Source organism: Rhizobium sp. RU33A, from assembly GCF_900156055.1.
Taxonomy (GTDB): Bacteria; Pseudomonadota; Alphaproteobacteria; order Rhizobiales; family Rhizobiaceae; genus Allorhizobium.
On sequence record NZ_FTMQ01000001.1, the window covers coordinates 761,026 to 778,811 of the forward strand.

The 17,786-nt window shown below is 61.3% G+C and carries 17 protein-coding genes; 11 read left to right on the forward strand and 6 right to left on the reverse strand.

Features of this window, described 5'->3' with window-relative positions:
* Genes BW978_RS03680 through BW978_RS03695 form a run of 4 tightly spaced genes read left to right on the forward strand, consistent with a single transcriptional unit; the run spans nt 1 to nt 3,541 of the window.
* Nucleotides 1–825: an ABC transporter permease gene (locus BW978_RS03680; protein WP_069042203.1), complete on the forward strand. Its 825-nt coding sequence runs from the start codon at nt 1–3 to the stop codon at nt 823–825.
* 25 nt (nt 826–850) lie between these two features.
* A complete protein-coding gene (locus BW978_RS03685) occupies nt 851–1,897 on the forward strand; it encodes an ABC transporter ATP-binding protein (RefSeq protein ID WP_076392295.1) in 1,047 nt (348 codons plus the stop codon).
* Nucleotides 1,887–2,735 carry a glycerophosphodiester phosphodiesterase gene (locus BW978_RS03690; RefSeq protein ID WP_076392297.1) on the forward strand — a complete coding sequence of 283 codons (849 nt, stop codon included), beginning with the start codon at nt 1,887–1,889 and terminating at the stop codon, nt 2,733–2,735. The genes BW978_RS03685 and BW978_RS03690 overlap by 11 nt, the downstream gene beginning before the upstream one ends.
* On the forward strand, nt 2,735–3,541 hold the full coding sequence (locus BW978_RS03695) for an inositol monophosphatase family protein (protein ID WP_076392299.1): 807 nt from the start codon (nt 2,735–2,737) through the stop codon (nt 3,539–3,541). Before BW978_RS03690 ends, BW978_RS03695 begins: the two co-directional genes overlap by 1 nt.
* Nucleotides 3,542–3,612: 71 nt before the next feature.
* On the opposite strand, the gene BW978_RS03700 is transcribed toward BW978_RS03695, so the two are convergent.
* The 5 genes from BW978_RS03700 to BW978_RS23500 form a co-directional block, all read right to left on the reverse strand.
* Nucleotides 3,613–4,662 carry a sn-glycerol-3-phosphate import ATP-binding protein UgpC gene (locus BW978_RS03700; protein ID WP_076392301.1) on the reverse strand — a complete coding sequence of 350 codons (1,050 nt, stop codon included), beginning with the start codon at nt 4,660–4,662 and terminating at the stop codon, nt 3,613–3,615.
* Nucleotides 4,662–5,510 (reverse strand): sn-glycerol-3-phosphate ABC transporter permease UgpE, encoded by an 849-nt coding sequence (ugpE, locus tag BW978_RS03705; RefSeq protein WP_076392303.1) that lies wholly within the window; start codon nt 5,508–5,510, stop codon nt 4,662–4,664. The genes BW978_RS03700 and ugpE overlap by 1 nt, the downstream gene beginning before the upstream one ends.
* A 9-nt stretch (nt 5,511–5,519) precedes the next feature.
* The gene (ugpA, locus tag BW978_RS03710; protein WP_076392305.1) at nt 5,520–6,401 is read right to left on the reverse strand and encodes a sn-glycerol-3-phosphate ABC transporter permease UgpA; all 882 of its coding nucleotides are present in this window, start codon (nt 6,399–6,401) and stop codon (nt 5,520–5,522) included.
* Between the two features lie 77 nt (nt 6,402–6,478).
* Complete coding sequence (gene ugpB, locus BW978_RS03715; protein WP_076393181.1) at nt 6,479–7,786, reverse strand: sn-glycerol-3-phosphate ABC transporter substrate-binding protein UgpB; 1,308 nt, start codon at nt 7,784–7,786, stop codon at nt 6,479–6,481.
* Between the two features lie 174 nt (nt 7,787–7,960).
* Nucleotides 7,961–8,347, reverse strand: a complete 387-nt coding sequence (locus BW978_RS23500; RefSeq protein WP_175616841.1) for a hypothetical protein — start codon at nt 8,345–8,347, stop codon at nt 7,961–7,963.
* Nucleotides 8,348–8,710: 363 nt separating this feature from the next.
* Between BW978_RS23500 and secD the strand changes: the two genes are divergently transcribed.
* The gene (gene secD, locus BW978_RS03725) at nt 8,711–11,224 is read left to right on the forward strand and encodes a protein translocase subunit SecD (protein WP_076392309.1); all 2,514 of its coding nucleotides are present in this window, start codon (nt 8,711–8,713) and stop codon (nt 11,222–11,224) included.
* 38 nt (nt 11,225–11,262) lie between these two features.
* Here secD and BW978_RS03730 read toward each other — a convergent pair whose 3' ends face one another.
* On the reverse strand, nt 11,263–11,523 hold the full coding sequence (locus BW978_RS03730) for a helix-turn-helix domain-containing protein (RefSeq protein WP_076392311.1): 261 nt from the start codon (nt 11,521–11,523) through the stop codon (nt 11,263–11,265).
* 113 nt (nt 11,524–11,636) lie between these two features.
* On the opposite strand from BW978_RS03730, the gene BW978_RS03735 reads away from it, so the two are divergent.
* Genes BW978_RS03735 through mnhG form a run of 6 tightly spaced genes read left to right on the forward strand, consistent with a single transcriptional unit; the run spans nt 11,637 to nt 17,646 of the window.
* On the forward strand, nt 11,637–14,558 hold the full coding sequence (locus tag BW978_RS03735; protein WP_348529157.1) for a monovalent cation/H+ antiporter subunit A: 2,922 nt from the start codon (nt 11,637–11,639) through the stop codon (nt 14,556–14,558).
* Nucleotides 14,558–14,890 carry a Na+/H+ antiporter subunit C gene (locus BW978_RS03740; protein ID WP_076392313.1) on the forward strand — a complete coding sequence of 111 codons (333 nt, stop codon included), beginning with the start codon at nt 14,558–14,560 and terminating at the stop codon, nt 14,888–14,890. Before BW978_RS03735 ends, BW978_RS03740 begins: the two co-directional genes overlap by 1 nt.
* Before the next feature lie 2 nt (nt 14,891–14,892).
* A complete protein-coding gene (locus BW978_RS03745) occupies nt 14,893–16,533 on the forward strand; it encodes a monovalent cation/H+ antiporter subunit D (protein WP_076392315.1) in 1,641 nt (546 codons plus the stop codon).
* Nucleotides 16,530–17,006 (forward strand): Na+/H+ antiporter subunit E, encoded by a 477-nt coding sequence (locus BW978_RS03750; protein ID WP_054150751.1) that lies wholly within the window; start codon nt 16,530–16,532, stop codon nt 17,004–17,006. Before BW978_RS03745 ends, BW978_RS03750 begins: the two co-directional genes overlap by 4 nt.
* Nucleotides 17,003–17,284, forward strand: coding sequence for a K+/H+ antiporter subunit F (locus BW978_RS03755; protein WP_076392317.1), 282 nt, complete (start codon nt 17,003–17,005; stop codon nt 17,282–17,284). Before BW978_RS03750 ends, BW978_RS03755 begins: the two co-directional genes overlap by 4 nt.
* Nucleotides 17,281–17,646, forward strand: coding sequence for a monovalent cation/H(+) antiporter subunit G (gene mnhG / locus BW978_RS03760; protein ID WP_076392319.1), 366 nt, complete (start codon nt 17,281–17,283; stop codon nt 17,644–17,646). Before BW978_RS03755 ends, mnhG begins: the two co-directional genes overlap by 4 nt.
* Nucleotides 17,647–17,786 lie beyond the last annotated feature (140 nt).

The window sequence follows — 17,786 nt, forward strand, 5'->3', positions numbered from 1 at the left end:
ATGACCGAATCCATAACCCCGCCGCGCCGGATCGATGGCACCGGCATGCTGCTCGCACTCGTGCTTTCGATCGTCGTCGTCCTGCCTCTGCTCGTCGTCGGCATCTGGGCCTTCACCGAGGTCTGGCGCTATCCGAATGTGCTGCCACAGCAATTCGGTCTGCGGTTCTGGGAGCAGACGCTCAACCGTTCGGATGTGTGGAGTGCGCTATGGCTGAGCCTGACGCTCTCGGCCGTGGTGACGCTTGCCTCCGCGGTCATCTGCCTGCCGGCGGCTTATGCCTTTGCGCGGATGCGGTTTCCAGGCCGGGACCTATTGTTCTTCTCGTTTCTCGCAGGCCATGCCTTCCCGAAATTCGGTCTCCTCGTCGCCATCGCCGCGATCTTCCTGCAGCTCGACCTGATCGGCACGTTCTGGGGGGTAGCGCTTATCCAGCTCGTCAACACGCTGATGTTCATGATCTGGATCCCGGTTGCCGCATTCCAGGCCGTCGATCGCCGCATGGAAGAGGCTGCCCGCGACGTGGGTGCAGGCCCTTTCCGTGTCTTCTGGTCGATCACCTTGCCCCAGGCCGCGCCCACCATCGCGGCGGCCCTTCTCCTGACATTCGTCGGCACCTTCTATGAGACGGAAGGCGCCTGGCTGATCGGCGCGCCGGGCATCCGCACCATGCCCGTGCTGATGATCAGCTTCATCAACAACCAGATGGTCATCCAGTTCGGTGCGGTCCTGTCCGTCATGCTCTGGGTCCCCTCCTTCATCGCCTTGATGTTCGCCCGCCGGGTGATCGGCGGCAACGCCTTTGCCAAGGGCTTTGGGGGATGAACAACAGCCTTACAGGAATGCCAAGATGTCCAAACTGAGCATACGCGCGGTCTCCAAGGTCTTTGGGGCAGGAACCACCGCCGTCGACAGCGTCTCGCTCGATGTCGCGGATGGCGAGCTGGTCTGCCTGCTCGGCCCTTCCGGTTCCGGCAAGTCGACCTTGCTGCGCATGGTAGGTGGCTTCGAACAGCCTTCATCGGGAACGATCGCGATCGACGATCAGGACGTGACGCGTCTGCCGCCGGAGCAACGTCCGACAGGCATGGTCTTTCAGAGCCATGCACTCTGGTCGCACATGAATGTCTTCAACAACCTCGCCTTCGGGCTGAAGCTGCGCAAGCGTCCGGCTGCCGAAATCCGTGACAGGGTCGAGGGCGTGCTCGAGCTCGTCGGCCTGAAGGGCTACGACCGACGCATGACCAACGAGCTCTCGGGAGGCCAGCAGCAGCGCGTGGCACTCGCACGCTCTCTCATCCTCGAACCGAAGATCCTGCTTCTGGACGAGCCCTTCGCAAGCCTCGACCAGCACCTGCGGGAGCGGTTGCGTGAGGAGGTGCGCGACATCCAGCTTCGCCTGAAGATCACGACGCTGTTCGTGACCCACGGGCAGGACGAGGCCCTCTCCATGGCGGACCGCATCGTGGTCATGCAAAACGGCAGGACCGAGCAGGCCGATCGGCCGGAGATCATCTATCGCGATCCGCAAACGCCCTTTGTCGCTGGCTTCATCGGCACGATGAACTTCGTCGAAGGCAGGGTCGAGAACGGCCGTTTCGTGCATCCCGACCTGTCTGTGGACATGCCCGTTTCGGATGGCCCGGTCACACTGGCCGTCAGGCCTGAGGCACTCGACCTCGTCAGCACACAAGACGGCGCGGCAGTCGTCCACCGTGTGACCGATTTCGGAACCCATGGTCTCGTCGATCTGCATCTCTCCGATGGCACGCGGCTCAAATCCCTGGTGCGCAGCCCCGAACCCTTCAGTTCCGGCCATGCCGTGGATCTGCGCCCTCGCGCCTTTGCCGCCTTCCGCGACAACGTCAAACTCTACCGGTCCTCTGATGCAGCCTGATCCCCTATTCCTCGACCACCAGGGCCACCGGACCCTCATCAAGTGGCACCGGGCGCGGAGAAAAGCCTCCGACGCCGAGTTCACGCCGACCCGCATTCTCGACGCCATACGTCTCGGCGCGAGTGTCGAGGTGGATCTCGTGGTGCATGCCGACAAGGGTTTTGCGATCCTGCACGATCTCGAACTCGATCACGGCACCACCGGATCCGGCCTGGTCTGCGAGACATCAGCCGAAACCCTGCGCCAGCTTTTCCTTCGAGGAAACGACGGGGAGCCGATCGCTGACCGGGTGATGTTGCTCGAGGATCTCTGCAGCCTCTTGGCTGCAAACCCTGCCCATCCCGATGCCCTTCTGCAGCTCGACTACAAGGAAGACCTGTCGCGCCTGTCGCCGGCCGTCATTGCCAATTTCGCGGCGGCCCTCTCCAAGGTGGCGCATACGATGATCCTTTCGGGGGGCGATAGCGCTGCCGTCGCGTCTCTGGCTGCCGCCACGCCGGGGCTCAGAACCGGATACGACCCGACCTATGTCGGCGTACTCGATGACTTGCAATCCCGGGAGGACTTCTCGCGCTTTATTGCAGCTGCACTGAAGACGGCACCGGAAGCGGCGATGATATATCTCGACTACGAGCTCATTCTTGCGGCCGATGCAGCCGGCGTCGATCTCATCGGCGCCGTGCACGACGACAACCGGCGTGTCGATGCCTGGACCATCCGGTCGATCAATGCGGCCACGCTTGCAAAGATCCGCCGTCTCCTCGACCTGCGGGTCAATCAGATCACCACGGATGACCCCGAGGGTCTCCTGTTCGCATTGGCTGAAGGAGCCGCCTGATGTCCATCGATCCCGCAATCGTCTTGGCAGACATGATCGAGGCCGCGCGGCGCGCCGGCGCGCTGACGATTGAGCATTTTCATCGCAGGGAGACGCTGAAGATCGGCGTGAAGGGACCGGGCGATTTCGTCAGTATTGCCGACGAGCAGTCCGAAACCCTGATCCGCGATCACCTGCTGACGCGCTATCCCGACTGGAGCCTGAGCGGGGAAGAATTTCCGCCGGTCGAGGGTAAGGACGATACCTATCGCTTTCTCGTCGACCCGATCGATGGAACCACCAATTTCCTCTGGGGTCTCGACTATACGATTACGATTGCCTTGCGGCGGGCGGGAGAAACGATCTGCGGCCTCGTCTACAATCCTGTGACGGACGAGATGTTCACGGCCGTCAAAGGGCAGGGTGCTTACCTCAACGGCAAGCGGCTCGAAATGCGCGACAGCGTCGATGTCAGCCAGATGGTTGTCGGAACCGGCCTTCCTACCCCGAACCTCTCCATGCATCCCGGGGCCTATGCGCGGCTGGATGCGATCCGCGCACCGATCGGCGCCGTCCGCGTTCTCGGCAGTGCCGCCAATTGTTGCGCCTATGTCGCCTGCGGTCGCTTTACCGGGTACTTCGAGCAGACCGGTTTCGTCGATACGGCAGCCGGGATTCTCCTGGTGGAAGAAGCCGGTGGAGTCGTGACCGACTGGTGGGGCCGGGGGCCGGAATTATTCGAGAAATCCGGTTTGCTGATCGTCGCCAATCCCGGCACGCACCGGTTTCTCCTGAACCAGCTGTCCAGCGTCGAACGGGCAGACTGAGGTCTCGGGCCCAGTTAGGCACCCATCGAAGCGGGGCCGGAAGGCCCCGCTGATGTATCGAACCTATGGTCTCAGTTGAGACGCGCGCCGTTTGCATCGAAGTAGTGCAGGTCCGATGCCTTCGCGCCGATCTGCACCATGTCGTCCATCTCGATCCGCGAGCGACCCGCCACACGGAAGACGATGTCGCTGCCATCGGTGAGCGTTCCATGAACGTAGCTTTCGGCCCCGACGAGTTCGACCGCGGCGACCTTGACGTTTGCCGTGAAGATCTCGTCCCCCGGCACGTCCGTGATCAGGTGGAGGTCTTCCGGGCGAATGCCGAGGGTGGCAGTGCCTGACGGGACCGACGCCTCTGACGTCATCGACCAGCTGTCGGTTGCCTTCGCCATCTGCATCAGGTTCATCGAGGGTGAACCGATGAAGGTTGCCACGAAGGTCGTCGCCGGACGCTCGTAAAGCTCGATCGGCGTGCCCACCTGTTCGATACGACCGGCATTCAGCACCACAAGCCTGTCGGCGAGCGTCATCGCTTCCATCTGGTCATGGGTCACGTAGACGCTGGTTGTGGCGAGCGACCGCTGCAGCCGCTTGATCTCGACGCGCATCTGCACGCGCAGCTTCGCATCGAGGTTCGACAGCGGTTCGTCGAAGAGATAGGCCGCCGGTTCGCGCACGATCGCGCGACCCATGGCCACACGCTGACGCTGGCCGCCGGAAAGCTGGCGGGGTTTGCGCTCCAGGAACTGCTCGATCTCCAGTGCCTTGGCCGCCTGCTCGATGCGACGGTCAATCTCGTCCTTCGGCGTATTGCGGTTCTTGAGCCCGTAAGCCAGATTCTGGCGGACGGTCATATGCGGGTAGAGCGCATAGTTCTGGAACACCATGGCAATGTCGCGCTCGGATGGTTCCAGCTGGTTGACGACTCGGTCGCCGATCGCGATGTCGCCACCTGAGATGCTCTCAAGGCCGGCAATCATGCGCAACAGCGTGGACTTGCCGCAGCCAGATGGCCCGACGAGAACCACGAGCTCCCCATCGGCGATTTCCAGAGACACGCCTTTGATGGCTTCGACATTGCCATACATCTTGCGGACATCGTTCAAAACAATCTGGGCCATTACTTTTCTGTCTCCACAAGACCTTTGACGAACCATCGCTGCATCAGAACGACAACGATGATGGGAGGGATGATGGCGAGGATCGCCGTAACCATGACGTAATTCCAGGGCGTGGAGGCGTCGGTGAAATCGACCATGCGGCGCAGACCGATGATGATGGTGTTCATCTTGGCATCGTTCGTGACCAGAAGCGGCCAGAGATACTGGGTCCAGCCATAGATGAAGAGGATCACGAAGAGTGCTGCGATGTTGGTGGTCGACAGCGGCAGCAGGATGTCCTTCATGAAGCGGAACGGCCCGGCATTATCGATGCGCGCGGCTTCCACCAGCTCGCCCGGTATCGTCAGGAAGAACTGCCGGAACAGGAAGGTTGCCGTCGCCGACGCCATCAGCGGGAGTGTGAGCCCAGCATAGGTGTCGATCAGCCCAAGATCCACGATCACCTTGTAGGTGGGCAGAATGCGCACCTCGACCGGTAGCATCAGGGTGATGAAGATCATCCAGAAGAAGAACATCCGGAACCGGAAGCGGAAGAAGACAATCGCGAAGGCCGAGAGGAACGAAATGATGATCTTGCCGACGGCGATCGCGATCGCGACGACGAAGGAATTGAACAGCAGCCGCTCGAGGCTCACGCCGACGACGCGCTCGACGCCGCCGGACATGGCTTCCGTGTAGTTTTCGACCAGGTGGTCGCCGGGAAACAGCGACATGGGCGGCCGGATGATATCCTGCGAGCTCATGGAGGACGCGATGAAGGTGTAGTAGATCGGAAAGGCAACGACGATGATGCCGATGACGAGGATCAGGTGGCCAATCAGATTGGCGATAGGGCGTTTTTCAATCATGTCCGGTCCTCAGCCATAATGAACCCGCTTCTCGACGAAGCGGAACTGGAAGGCAGTCAGGCCGATCACGATGATCATCAGGATGACGGACTGCGCTGCGGATGAGCCGAGGTTCAGGTTGACGAAGCCGTCATTGTAAACCTTGTAAACCAGCGTTTCGGTCGCCTTGGCCGGGCCGCCACCGGTGACGGCATGGATGATGCCGAAGGTGTCGAAGAACGCGTAGACGGTGTTGACCACCAGCAGGAAGAAGGTCGTCGGCGCCAGAAGCGGGAAGATGATCGTCCAGAACCGTCGGCTACCACGGGCCCCGTCGATGGCGGCCGCTTCGATCAGCGACTTCGGGATCGCCTGAAGGCCTGCAACGAAGAAGAGGAAATTGTAGCTGATCTGCTTCCAGGCGGCGGCGAAGACGATGAGCGCCATGGCCTGGTCGCCCTTCAGAAGCGGATCCCAATCAAAGCCTGTGGAGCGCAAGAGATAGGCAAGCGTTCCCATGGCCGGGTTGAACATGAAGAGCCACAGCATGCCGGCAACGGCAGGGGCTACGGCATAGGGCCAGATCAGCAGCGTGCGGTAGAAGGTCTGACCGCGGACCACCTTGTCGGCAGCCGTGGCCAGAAGCAGCGCGACCGCCATCGAGACGAGAGCCGTCAGCGCGCTGAACACGATCGTCACCTGGAACGCGTGCAGGTAATTCGGATCCGACAGAATGTTGGAGAAATTGGCAAAGCCCACGAAGGTGCTTTGGAGCCCGAACGGATCTTCCCGCAGCATGGACTGGTAGATCGCCTGGCTTGCGGGCCAGAAGAAGAAGACCAGCGTCAGGATGATCTGGGGCGCCAACAGCAGGTAGGGCAGGATTTTGTTCGGGAAGTGAACCGTGTGCAAGGCGATGCTCCTCAGCCGGCCATGGAAAAAGCACTGCCCGCACCTTGCGATGCGGGCAGTGTCGTCATTCGGTCAGATCAGTTGCTGGAGACGGAAGCGATGGCGGCATTGCCACGCTCGACGATCTTGTCGAGCGCCGTCTTGGCATCCTGCGAGCCGGCCAGCATGGCTTCGAACTCTTCGTTCATGATGTCGCGAACCTGTGGCAGGTTCGGCAGACGCACGCCCTTGGAGTTTTCGGTCGGAGCCTTGCCGGTCATCTGCAGGATCGGCGTTTCGCGCGCCGGGTTCTTCTCGTAGAAGCCCGAGGACTTGGTCGCCTCATAGGCCGCATTGGTCACCGGAAGATAGCCGGATACCTGGTGCAGGCGTGCCTGGATTTCCGTCTGCGACAGGAAGTTGAAGAACTGGGCGATGCCCTTGTATTCTTCATCGCTCTTTCCACCGAAGACCCAGAGGCTGGCGCCGCCCGGAATGGTGTTCTGCGGGCCATTGCCTTCGTAGTAGGGAAGCTGGCCGATCCCGTAGTTCATGCCCGACTTCACGATGTCGCCGAGGCCACCGGAGGACTCGGTCATGATGGCGCATTCGCCCGAGAGGAACAGCTGCTTGGCTTCCGAGGTGCGGCCGCCATAGCGGAACGCGCCGTCCTTGGCCAGATCGGCGATCGACTGGAAATGCTGGACGTAGAGGTCAGAATTGACGTTCAGCTCGACGGTACCGCCGGCAAGACCGTTTTCATTCGTGCCATAGGAGACGTTGTTCCAGGCGGCAAAGTTCTCGGTCTGGATCCAGGTCAGCCAGGTCGAGGTCATGCCGCAGGGAGCAGCGCCGCTGTCCTTGATCTTGCGTGCGGCTTCGAAGACTTCCGGCCAGGTCTTGGGCGGGTTTTCTGCGTCGAGGCCGGCCTTCGTGAAGGCGTCCTTGTTGTAATAGAGAACCGGCGAGGACGAGTTGTAGGGGAAGGACAGCATGGTGCCGTCAGGCTTCGAATAATAGGCGACGATGCCGGCCAGATAGTCGGACTTGTTGAACTCGAAGCCACCCTTCTGCAGCACTTCTGCGACCGGAACGACAGCGCCTTCAGCGCCCATCATCACGCCCGAGCCAGCGTCGAAGACCTGAATGATGGCCGGCGGCTGCTTGGAGCGGAATGCGGCGATGCCGGCGTTCAGCGTTTCCGGATAGGTACCCTTGAAGACCGGCGTGATCTTGTAGTCGCTCTGGCTTTCGTTGAACTCCTTGGCCAGTTGGTCGACAACTTCATTGTTTGCGCCGGTCATGGCGTGCCACCACTGCAGCTCGGTGGCGGCAAAGGCAGAAGAGCCGAAAGAAAGCGAAAGCGCGAGGGTCGCCGCGGATGCAGCGAAACGTTTCGTGGACATGGTGCCTCCCTGATGTTCCACCTGGCCAAGCGACAGGCTGGCCAAGACTTGCCCTACGTTAGATCCTCCCAGATCTGCGTGAGCGCGCTTCGTTTGAAGCGTGCCGCATTCAAAACGAAAACATATGAACCTGCAACGAAATTGTGACAGTCGGTTGTCTCGAACTGTGTACAATCAAAGATCGCGATCTGATGCTATTGAAAACGCGGGCGGAGAGGGGATCTGCACGGCACAAGGCTCGCCTTCTCGATCGCTCGCGACCACTTTCGCAAAGGCCGGATGAACAGCATCTCGATCACATGCACGTGAAAGCGCGCCCCCGTCGACCTGAACGCTGGCTGAAGATGAGTGGTCCGACAATAGAGGATGCTTGAGCTTGCCGGGTGGAAAAATCCTTTCGAATATGCCACATCCGTCCTCGGAAGGATGGTCATGGATGATCAAGACTTGAGGCATCACACGCCGCTTCGGCAGCGCGTTCACCTCAAAGCCGTCATTGCAAGTCTGTTTGCTTCGCTGCTCCTGGTGTTCGGCGGTGATGCTTTTGGTCGTCTTCACCACGGATCTTCCAGCGCAAGCGTCCTGAACAGCTCGGATGCCGGACAACTCGTCGCCGGCGCCACAAGTGACACCCGCTATCTCAGCGCATCCGAACGGTCCTCGCGACCGAAGCTGAGGCCGGGCGAGGCGGGTGACGGTTTTGTTGCGCCTGAGATCCACGCCGTCTGGACACGCCGACACGGTGACCTCGCCCAACGGATCCGTTCCGACCGCGCCCTCTTTCATTCGCCGTTGGCCTATCGGTCGCGCGCACCCCCAACGATCCAGCCCCTCGTCTGACCGTTTTGCCGCCATCTCCGTGATGGCTCGAACCGTTTGCGCCACTGCTCGTCAAGCAGCGGCCGCATAATGCTGGATTTTCAAATGAAGAACTCTATCGCCAAGGTGATGGGCTATATGCTCGTCATCGTGCTCGGCCTGCTCGTGGCTCTGCCAAACGTGCTCTCCGACGCAACCCTGTCCCGCTTTCCTACCTTCCTGCCCCACGAGCGCGTCTCTCTCGGCCTCGATCTGCGCGGCGGATCCCATCTCGTTCTGGAGGTGGATCGTCCTGCCATGGTCGATGAATGGCTTCAGAGCCTGACCCAGGAAGCGCGTACCACTCTGCTCGAAGCCCGCATCCAGACGCGCAGCATCCGCCGCGACGGTGATGCCCTGGCCGTGACACTTGCCGACCCCGCCCAGCTTGCTGCGGCAAGACAGGCGCTTTCGGTGCTCAATAACCTTTCGATCACCGTCACCGGGACCGGCCTGCCGGAGCTCGACGTCTCCACAAGCGGCGGCGACACAGTCCGCATGGCTCCAACCGAACAGGGTATCACGGCGCGCCTCGGCCATGCCGTCGACCAGAGCCTCGAAGTCATTCGCCAGCGTGTCGATCAGGTCGGCGTGGCCGAACCCACCATCCAGCGCGTCGGGGGAGATCGTGTTCTCGTCCAGCTTCCGGGAGAGCAGGATCCGTCACGGCTGCGGGCGCTTCTCGGCACAACCGCGAAAATGAGCTTTCATCTGCTCGGCGAACCGGGTGCTGCAGGCGTCAAGACGCTGAGGGATGACGAAGGTCGCAGCTATCCGGTGCAGGCAACGGTCCTGCTGGCCGGTGACAGGCTCACCGATGCGCGGGTCCAGTTCGACCAGCAGGGCGGCCAGCCGGTGGTGTCATTCCGCTTCGACGGCGTCGGCTCGGAGCGCTTTGCCCGCATCACGAGCGACAATGTTGGCCGTCCCTTCGCCATCGTGCTCGACGACAAGGTCCTAAGCGCGCCGGTCATCCGTGAGCCGATCACAGGGGGAGCAGGACAGATCTCTGGGGACTTCTCGGTCGACGAGGCCAATACGCTCGCTGCACTCTTGCGTGCCGGAGCGCTGCCGGCCAAGCTCACCGTCATCGAGGAGCGCACCGTCGGCGCCGACCTTGGTGGCGATGCGATCGAAATGGGCATCGTATCGGGTCTTGCCGGGTTCGGCCTCGTCGTCGCCTTCATCGTCGCCCTCTATGGCGCCTGGGGCCTGCTGGCCGTGCTCGCTCTGACGCTGAACGTCATCCTCACCTTTGCAGGGCTGACTATCGTGGGTGCGACGCTCACCTTGCCCGGGATCGCCGGGATCGTGCTTGGCATCGGTCTTGCTGTCGACGCGAACGTCTTGATCAACGAACGCATCCGCGAGGAGGCGGCCAAGGGGCGAGGGGCCTTCGCGGCGATCGACCAGGGCTTCGCCAAGGCCTATTCGACGATCATCGACAGCAATGTCACGGCCCTGATCGCAACCGTGCTCCTGTTCTGGTTCGGCTCGGGTCCGGTTCGGGGCTTTGCCGTCACCATGGGTCTCGGCATCGCAATCTCGATGTTCACCGCCGTTTCGGTGGTCCGTGTCGCCATGGTTGCCATCGCCCGCCGCTGGAAACTCAAGACGATTACGATCAAACCGCTGTTGCCGTTCAAACTGATCAAGGATGGCACCAGGATGGACTTCATGAAGGCGCGCCTGTTCGGTATCGGTGTTTCGGCCTTCCTGTCGATCTCGTCGATCATTCTGTTCATCACGCCCGGCCTCAACTACGGCGTCGATTTCAAGGGCGGCATCCAGCTTGAACTGTCGACAACCGGGCCCGCCGATCTGGGCCGTCTGCGCTCCGGGATTGAGGGATTGAACCTCGGGGAAGTCGCCTTGCAGGAGTTCGGTGACAGCAATCACGTCATGCTGCGTCTCGAGCGGCAGCCGGGGGGAGAGCAGGCTCAGACCGATGCGGTCTCAAAGGTGCGCGAAACGATCCAGACAATCGATCCCTCCGCCAAGATCGAACGGACGGAAGTGGTTGGCCCCAAGGTCAGCGGTGAACTGGCAACGGCAGGTCTGACGTCGGTTATCCTCGCGTCGCTGGCGATGCTCGTCTACATCTGGGTGCGTTTCGACTGGCCGTTCGCCGTTGGTGCGATCGCGACCCTGATCCTCGACGTGACCAAGACGATCGGCTTCTTTGCGCTGACAGGGCTCGACTTCAACCTGACGGCGATCGCAGCATTGCTGACGCTGGTCGGCTACTCCGTCAACGACAAGGTGGTGGTCTATGACCGGATGCGTGAGAACATGCGTCTCTACAAGGCGATGCCGTTCCGAGACCTGATCAATCTTTCGATCAACGAGACGCTGGCCCGAAGCCTCTACACCTCGGCCACAGCCTTCCTCGCCATGCTGCCCATGGCGATCTGGGGTGGCAGTGCGGTTGAGAGTTTTGCCGTGCCGATGGTTTTCGGCATCTTCATCGCGGCGTCGTCTTCGGTGTTCATTGCCGCGCCGATCCTGCTTTTCCTCGGGGACTGGCGAAACCGCAGACAGATCCGCAATCGGGAGGCGCTGCAGCAACAGCCCGCCTGATAAAAGCGCGAGGCGGGCATATTTCGAGCCCGCCTCGACTAGCCTTCACGCTGAGAAGAGCAGAAGATCCCCGGAAAACCATGATCATTGGTAAAGCAAAGACCGGCCTTCTCGAAGGCCAGTTTGAGTTGCGCCTCGGTCGATCGGTGCACGCCGTGGCGCTGGCCTTCATAATCGCGGATGGTGCTGCGCGAGACAAGCGAGTGCACCGCGAGTTCCTCCTGCGTCCAGTCCAGATAACCGCGGGCCGCACGACAGAGAGCAGGCGAAAAAACAATGTCCTGAGCGGATTGAACCATGTCCATAATTGACCATATAAGTGGATATTGACCATTTAGGGTGATTGCAGCGGGTTTTCCAGTCTGCGCTTTGTGTCACCCGAGCAGATTTTGTCGGGGGATATGGATTTGGGATAACGCTGGACGCTTCGAGTATTCTGCTTCTGCTGCTGGTTCTTCCGTTCCTCGGCAGTCTTGGCTCGGCTTTCATCCTCAATACGACGTCCCGTGATCTTCCGGTGTTCGTCGCAGGGGCCACGACGCTCCTAACCCTGATCCTGACGGCGTCGGCCTACCCGTTCGTGACGCAGAACGGCGTCCTGCGGTTCACCGCCGAGTGGCTGCCGCAAGTCGGACTGGATTTCTCCCTGCGGCTTGATGGCTTCGCCTGGATCTTCTCCATGCTGGTCACGTCGATCGGCTTTCTCGTCATCCTCTATGCCCGCTACTACATGGGCAAGGACGACCCCATCCCGCGTTTCTTCTCCTTCCTGCTGGCCTTCATGGGAGCGATGCTCGGCATCATCGTCTCCGGCAATGTCATCCTGCTCTCGATCTTCTGGGAACTGACCAGCATCTTCTCCTTCCTGCTGATCAGTTACTGGCACACGAATGCCGCAGCCCGCGACGGGGCCCGCATGGCGTTGACGATCACCGGGATCGGCGGTTTCTGCCTGCTGATCGGCATGCTCCTCCTCGGCAAGATCGTCGGCAGCTACGATCTCGACAAGATCCTGGCGTCGGGCCAACTGGTGCGCGAGCACCCGCTCTATCTGCCGACGCTGATCTTCATTCTGCTCGGTGCCTTGACGAAAAGCGCCCAGTTCCCGTTCCATTTCTGGCTGCCCAATGCGATGGCAGCCCCCACGCCGGTCTCCGCCTTCCTGCATTCCGCGACCATGGTGAAGGCCGGTGTCTTCCTGCTCGTACGCTTCTGGCCGGTGCTGTCAGGGACCTATGAATGGTTCATTCTCGTCGGCCTTGCCGGCATCTCGACCATGCTGCTCGGCGCCTTCCTGGCAATGTTCCAGCGGGACCTGAAGGGCTTGCTCGCCTATTCGACGATCAGCCATCTCGGCCTGATCACGACACTTCTCAGCCTCGGAAGTCCGTTGTCGACGGTGGCGGCGATCTTCCACATGCTCAACCACGCAACCTTCAAGGCCTCCCTCTTCATGGCGGCCGGGATCATCGATCACGAGACGGGCACGCGTGACATGCAGCGGCTGAGCGGCCTCTACCGCTTCATGCCGGCAACGGCCACACTGGCCATGGTCGCCAGTGCTGCCATGGCGGGTGTGCCGCTGTTGAATGGATTTCTGTCCAAGGAGATGTTCTTTGCGGAAGCCGTCGAGACCCATGCGGATTCCTACCTGGACGTGATGCTGCCCTATGTTGCAACGCTGGCCGGCCTCTTCAGCGTCGTCTATTCACTCCGCTTCATCCATACGGTCTTCTTCGGCCCACTGCCGAAGGACTTGCCCATACAGACCCCGCATGAGCCACCGCGCTGGATGCGCGTTCCCATCGAGATCCTCGTGGTGGTCTGCCTCATCGTAGGCATCGTGCCCGCGATTTCCATCGGCCCGTTCCTGCAGACGGCCGTCGAGAGTGTGCTGGGCGACCAGACCCCGGAATACAGCCTCAGCGTCTGGCATGGCATCAACGTGCCGCTGCTCATGAGTCTGATCGCCCTTCTTGGCGGCATCGGTCTCTATGTGGTGATGCGGGACTACCTGTCCCGTTGCGAGGATGGGCCGCCCTATCTCCGCCGTCTGCGTGGCCAGCGCCTGTTCGAACGGGTCCTGGTTACCGTCTCTTGGCGCTGGGCGCGCCTGGCGGAAAGCCGGCTCGGCACCCGCAATCTGCAGCCGCAGCTCCGCTGGATCGTGGTTAGCGGTTTCGTCGCGGCAACCCTGCCGCTCTATTTCTCGGGTTTCGAACGCAGGCCGATCGTCTTTTCCGCTATCGATCCGGCTTTTGGCCTTCTCTGGCTGGTCGGCATGGCGCTCGCCATCGGCGCCGCGGTTTCTGCCAAGTACCATCGTCTGGCAGCCCTCATCATGCTCGGCGGGGTCGGGCTGATCGTCTGCATGACCTTCGTCTGGCTGTCCGCGCCTGACCTTGCCATCACGCAGTTGCTGGTGGAGATCGTCACGACGGTTCTGATCCTTCTCGGTTTGCGCTGGTTGCCGAAGCGCAGCCCCGACCGAGGCGCGGTCATGACCCTGAAAAGCCGGTTCCGTCGTTTCCGCGATCTTTCGCTGGCAATCGCCTGCGGCATTGGCATGTCGGTCGTTGCCTTCACGGTGATGACCATGCCGGTGCCGGATGCGATTGCTACCTACTTCCTTGAGAACGCCTACACGGAAGGCGGCGGACGCAATGTCGTCAACGTCATCCTCGTCGACTTCCGGGCCTTCGACACGCTGGGAGAGATCGCCGTGCTCGGCATTGTCGGCCTGACCGTCTATGGCCTGCTGCGCCGTTTCCGTCCGGCCGATGACAGCATGGAACTGCCCGAGCAGCAGGTTAGCCAGAACCGCTTCGATGCGGATCAGCCGGAGCGCTCGCCGGGCGACATGATGCGCGACTATCTGCTCGTGCCTTCGGTGCTGATGCAGTGGCTCTTCCCGGTCATCATCACGCTCTCCGTTTATCTCTTTATGCGCGGTCACGACATGCCCGGCGGCGGCTTCTCGGCCGGCCTCACCTTGTCGATCGCCTTCCTGCTGCAATATCTGGCGGGCGGCACGCGCTGGGCGGAAGATCGCATCCGCATCCTGCCCTTGCGCTGGATGGGAGCCGGCATCCTCACGGCATCGGCAACGGGGATCGGGGCGTGGCTCCTCGGCTATCCCTTCCTCACCTCGCATTTCCGCTACTTGGAAATCCCCCTGATCGGCAAGGTGCCGGCGGCCTCCGCGCTTCTCTTTGATCTCGGTGTCTTTTCGCTGGTGGTCGGCGCGACCGTGCTGATCCTGACGGCGCTCGCCCACCAGTCGATCCGCATCAACCGCCTGAGGGCACTCGAAGCCAAGGGGGAGAAGCGCTGATGGAACTCATCCTGTCGCTCGCCATCGGACTGATGACCACCTGTGGTGTCTGGCTCATCCTGCGACCGCGCACCTATCAGGTGATCATCGGGCTGTCGCTGCTGTCCTACGCGGTCAATCTGTTCATTTTCGGCGTTGGCGGGGTGAAGAGCAACATGCCGCCGATCCTGGAGGATGGTGTTGTGTCGACGACGCTGAGCGACCCCGTGCCCCAGGCCTTGGTGCTGACCGCCATCGTCATCGGCTTTGCCACCACGGCTCTTTTCCTTGTCGTTCTTCTCGCCGCCCGCGGGCTGACCGGCAATGACCATGTCGACGGGAGGAACGAGTAACCGTGATCGACTGGAGCCACCACCTCATCGTCACGCCGATCCTCTTGCCGATGATGACGGCAGCGATCCTGCTGTTCATCGACGAACGCAACAGGACGACGAAAGCCCTGGTCAGCCTGACGGCGACGGTTCTGCTGCTCGCAAACGCTCTCGTTCTCTTCATTGTCGAGAGCGGGCCGAACAGTTTCGAGAACGTCTATCTGCTCGGCAATTGGGCGGCCCCCTTCGGCGTCGTGCTCGTCATCGACGGGCTTTCGGCGATGATGCTGTTGTTGACCGCCGTCCTTGCCATTGCCGCCTTGGTCTTCTCCATGGCCAAGTGGCATGCCGTGGGAGCCCATTTTCACACCCTGTTCCAGCTACTGCTGGTTGGCGTCAACGGCGCGCTGCTGACCGGCGACCTCTTCAATCTCTTCGTCTTCTTCGAAGTCATGCTGGCAGCCTCCTATGGGTTGCTGTTGCACGGCACGGGCACGTTGCGCGTCAAGTCCGGGCTCCACTACATCGCCGTCAACCTTGTCGCAGCACTCTTCTTCCTGATCGGGGTCAGTCTCGTCTACGGAACCGCCGGCACGCTGAACATGGCCGACCTTGCCTTGCGTATGCCCGAAATGGAGCCGGACCGCTTGATCCTGATGGAAGCTGGCGCTGCGGTGCTGGGTGTCGCCTTTCTCATCAAGGTCGGCATGTGGCCGCTCTGCTTCTGGCTGCCGTCCGCTTACAGTGCCGCTTCCGCCCCGGTGGCGGGCATGTTCGCGATCCTCAGCAAGGTTGGCATCTACGTCATCCTTCGCCTGACCATGCTTCTCTTCGGTGATGGTCCCTCGGCCGGTTTCGGGGCGGAGGTCTTGCTGCTCGGCGGCATGGCAACGCTCGTCTTCGGAACCATCGGCGTCCTCGCATCCCAGGCTCTGGGGCGTCTCGCCGGCTATTCGGTTCTCGTATCTTCCGGCACGCTTTTGATGGTGCTCGGCATCAATGACGGCGTCGTCTCCTCCGGTGCCCTGCTTTACCTCGTCAGTTCCACCCTGACGATCAGCGCCTTTTTCATGCTGATCGAACTGGTGGAGCGAGGACAGGATGCGGGCGCCAACGTCCTTGCCGTCACCATGGAGGCCTATGGCGACGGCGAGGAGGCGGACATGGAGGACGGCGAGGGCACGACCATGCCCGGGACCATGGCGATCCTCGGTATCTGCTTTGCCGCCTGCGCCATCCTGCTTGCCGGCCTGCCGCCGCTGTCGGGTTTCATCGCCAAGTTCGCCATGCTGTCCGCCATGATGGGCACGGGTTCGATCGGGACGACGCCCGATTTTGCCGTCTGGACCCTGATCGTGCTGGTCATTCTCTCAGGCGTCGCGGCCCTGATCTCCATGACCCGTGCGGGCATACGTACGTTCTGGGGATCGATCGAAGGGGCCGTGCCACGGGTGCTCGTGGTGGAGCTCGTTCCCGTGATGCTGCTGCTTTCACTCACACTCGGCCTGACCGTGAAGGCAGGGCCGGCGATGACCTATATGGACACGACGATCCGGACACTCTCCAACCCGTCCGCCTATGTCGATGCGGTCCGCAATGCCCATGTGGTGCAGGACAAAAGCCCTCCCGGCACGACAGTAGGTGAGGGGGGAAGCGCGCCATGATCCCTCATCCGCTTCTCAGTCTGGCGCTGCTTTTGATGTGGCTGCTGCTCAATGACTTTACCCTTGGACATCTGGTCCTTGGTTCTGTCGTGGCGATCTTCGGCGGTTGGGCCATGGCATCGCTCAGACCCGACAAGCCGAAGATAAAGAAGTGGTATCTGCTGCCCAAGCTCTTTCTGATCGTCTTCGTCGACATCATCCGCTCAAATGCTGCCGTCGCCCTGCTGATGCTCAGCGGCAAGCGCCGAAAACAGACATCGGGCTTCATCACGGTGCCGCTCGAAATCGAGCACCCCACCGCCCTTGCCATCATGGCCGTCATCCTGACCAGCACGCCGGGCTCTGCCTGGCTCGCCTATGACGAACGCCGGAAGACTGTCCTGATCCACGTTCTCGACCTGATCGACGAGGAGCAGTGGGTCGCTAACATCAAGCATCGCTACGAACGCCTGTTGCTGGAGATTATCGAATGAGCGCCATCATTCTTTTCACCGCCGTCTCGATTGCCCAGATGCTGCTCGGGCTCGCCCTGATTATCGCGGCCGTACGCATCTTCATCGGCCCGCGTGCTCAGGACCGCATCCTCGCCCTCGATGCATGTTATGTGATCGCCATGCTGATGCTCGTTACCTTCGGGATCGGCAGTGGCCGCACGGTCTATTTCGAGGCGGCCCTGGTGATCAGCCTCTTAGGTTTCGTGGCAACCGTGGCGCTGGCCAAATTCCTCATGCGCGGTGAGGTGATCGAATGACCATGCCAGTCGCCGATCTTCCGCTCTGGGTCGTCATCGGCGTGTCCGTGCTGCTTCTGCTCGGCTCGGGCCTGACGCTGCTCGGCGCCATCGGGCTTTTGCGCCTGCCAACCTTCTATCAGCGGATCCATGCGCCGACCCTTGGCACGAGTTGGGGCACGGGTGCGATCATGCTGGCCTCGATACTCTACTTCTCGATCGTCGGCTCGCGCGCCGTCCTGCACGAGATCCTCATCGGTGTCTTCGTCACGCTGACGACCCCGGTCACCCTCATCCTGCTGGCGAGAGCGGCGCTGCACCGCGACCGCACCGAAGGCAACCCGTCCGTTCCTTCGGCCAATCCGCCGCAAGACCAGCCCTGACCCTTGTGGAGAGCGGCGGGCTCCGCTGTTTCCGTATAAGGTCCCTTGGGAAGCTCCGAACACAGCACTTGTGATCAATTGTTATAGTTGATAATTCCATTCATCTTTTGGAGGCGGTCGCATCTTGCGACGATCCGATC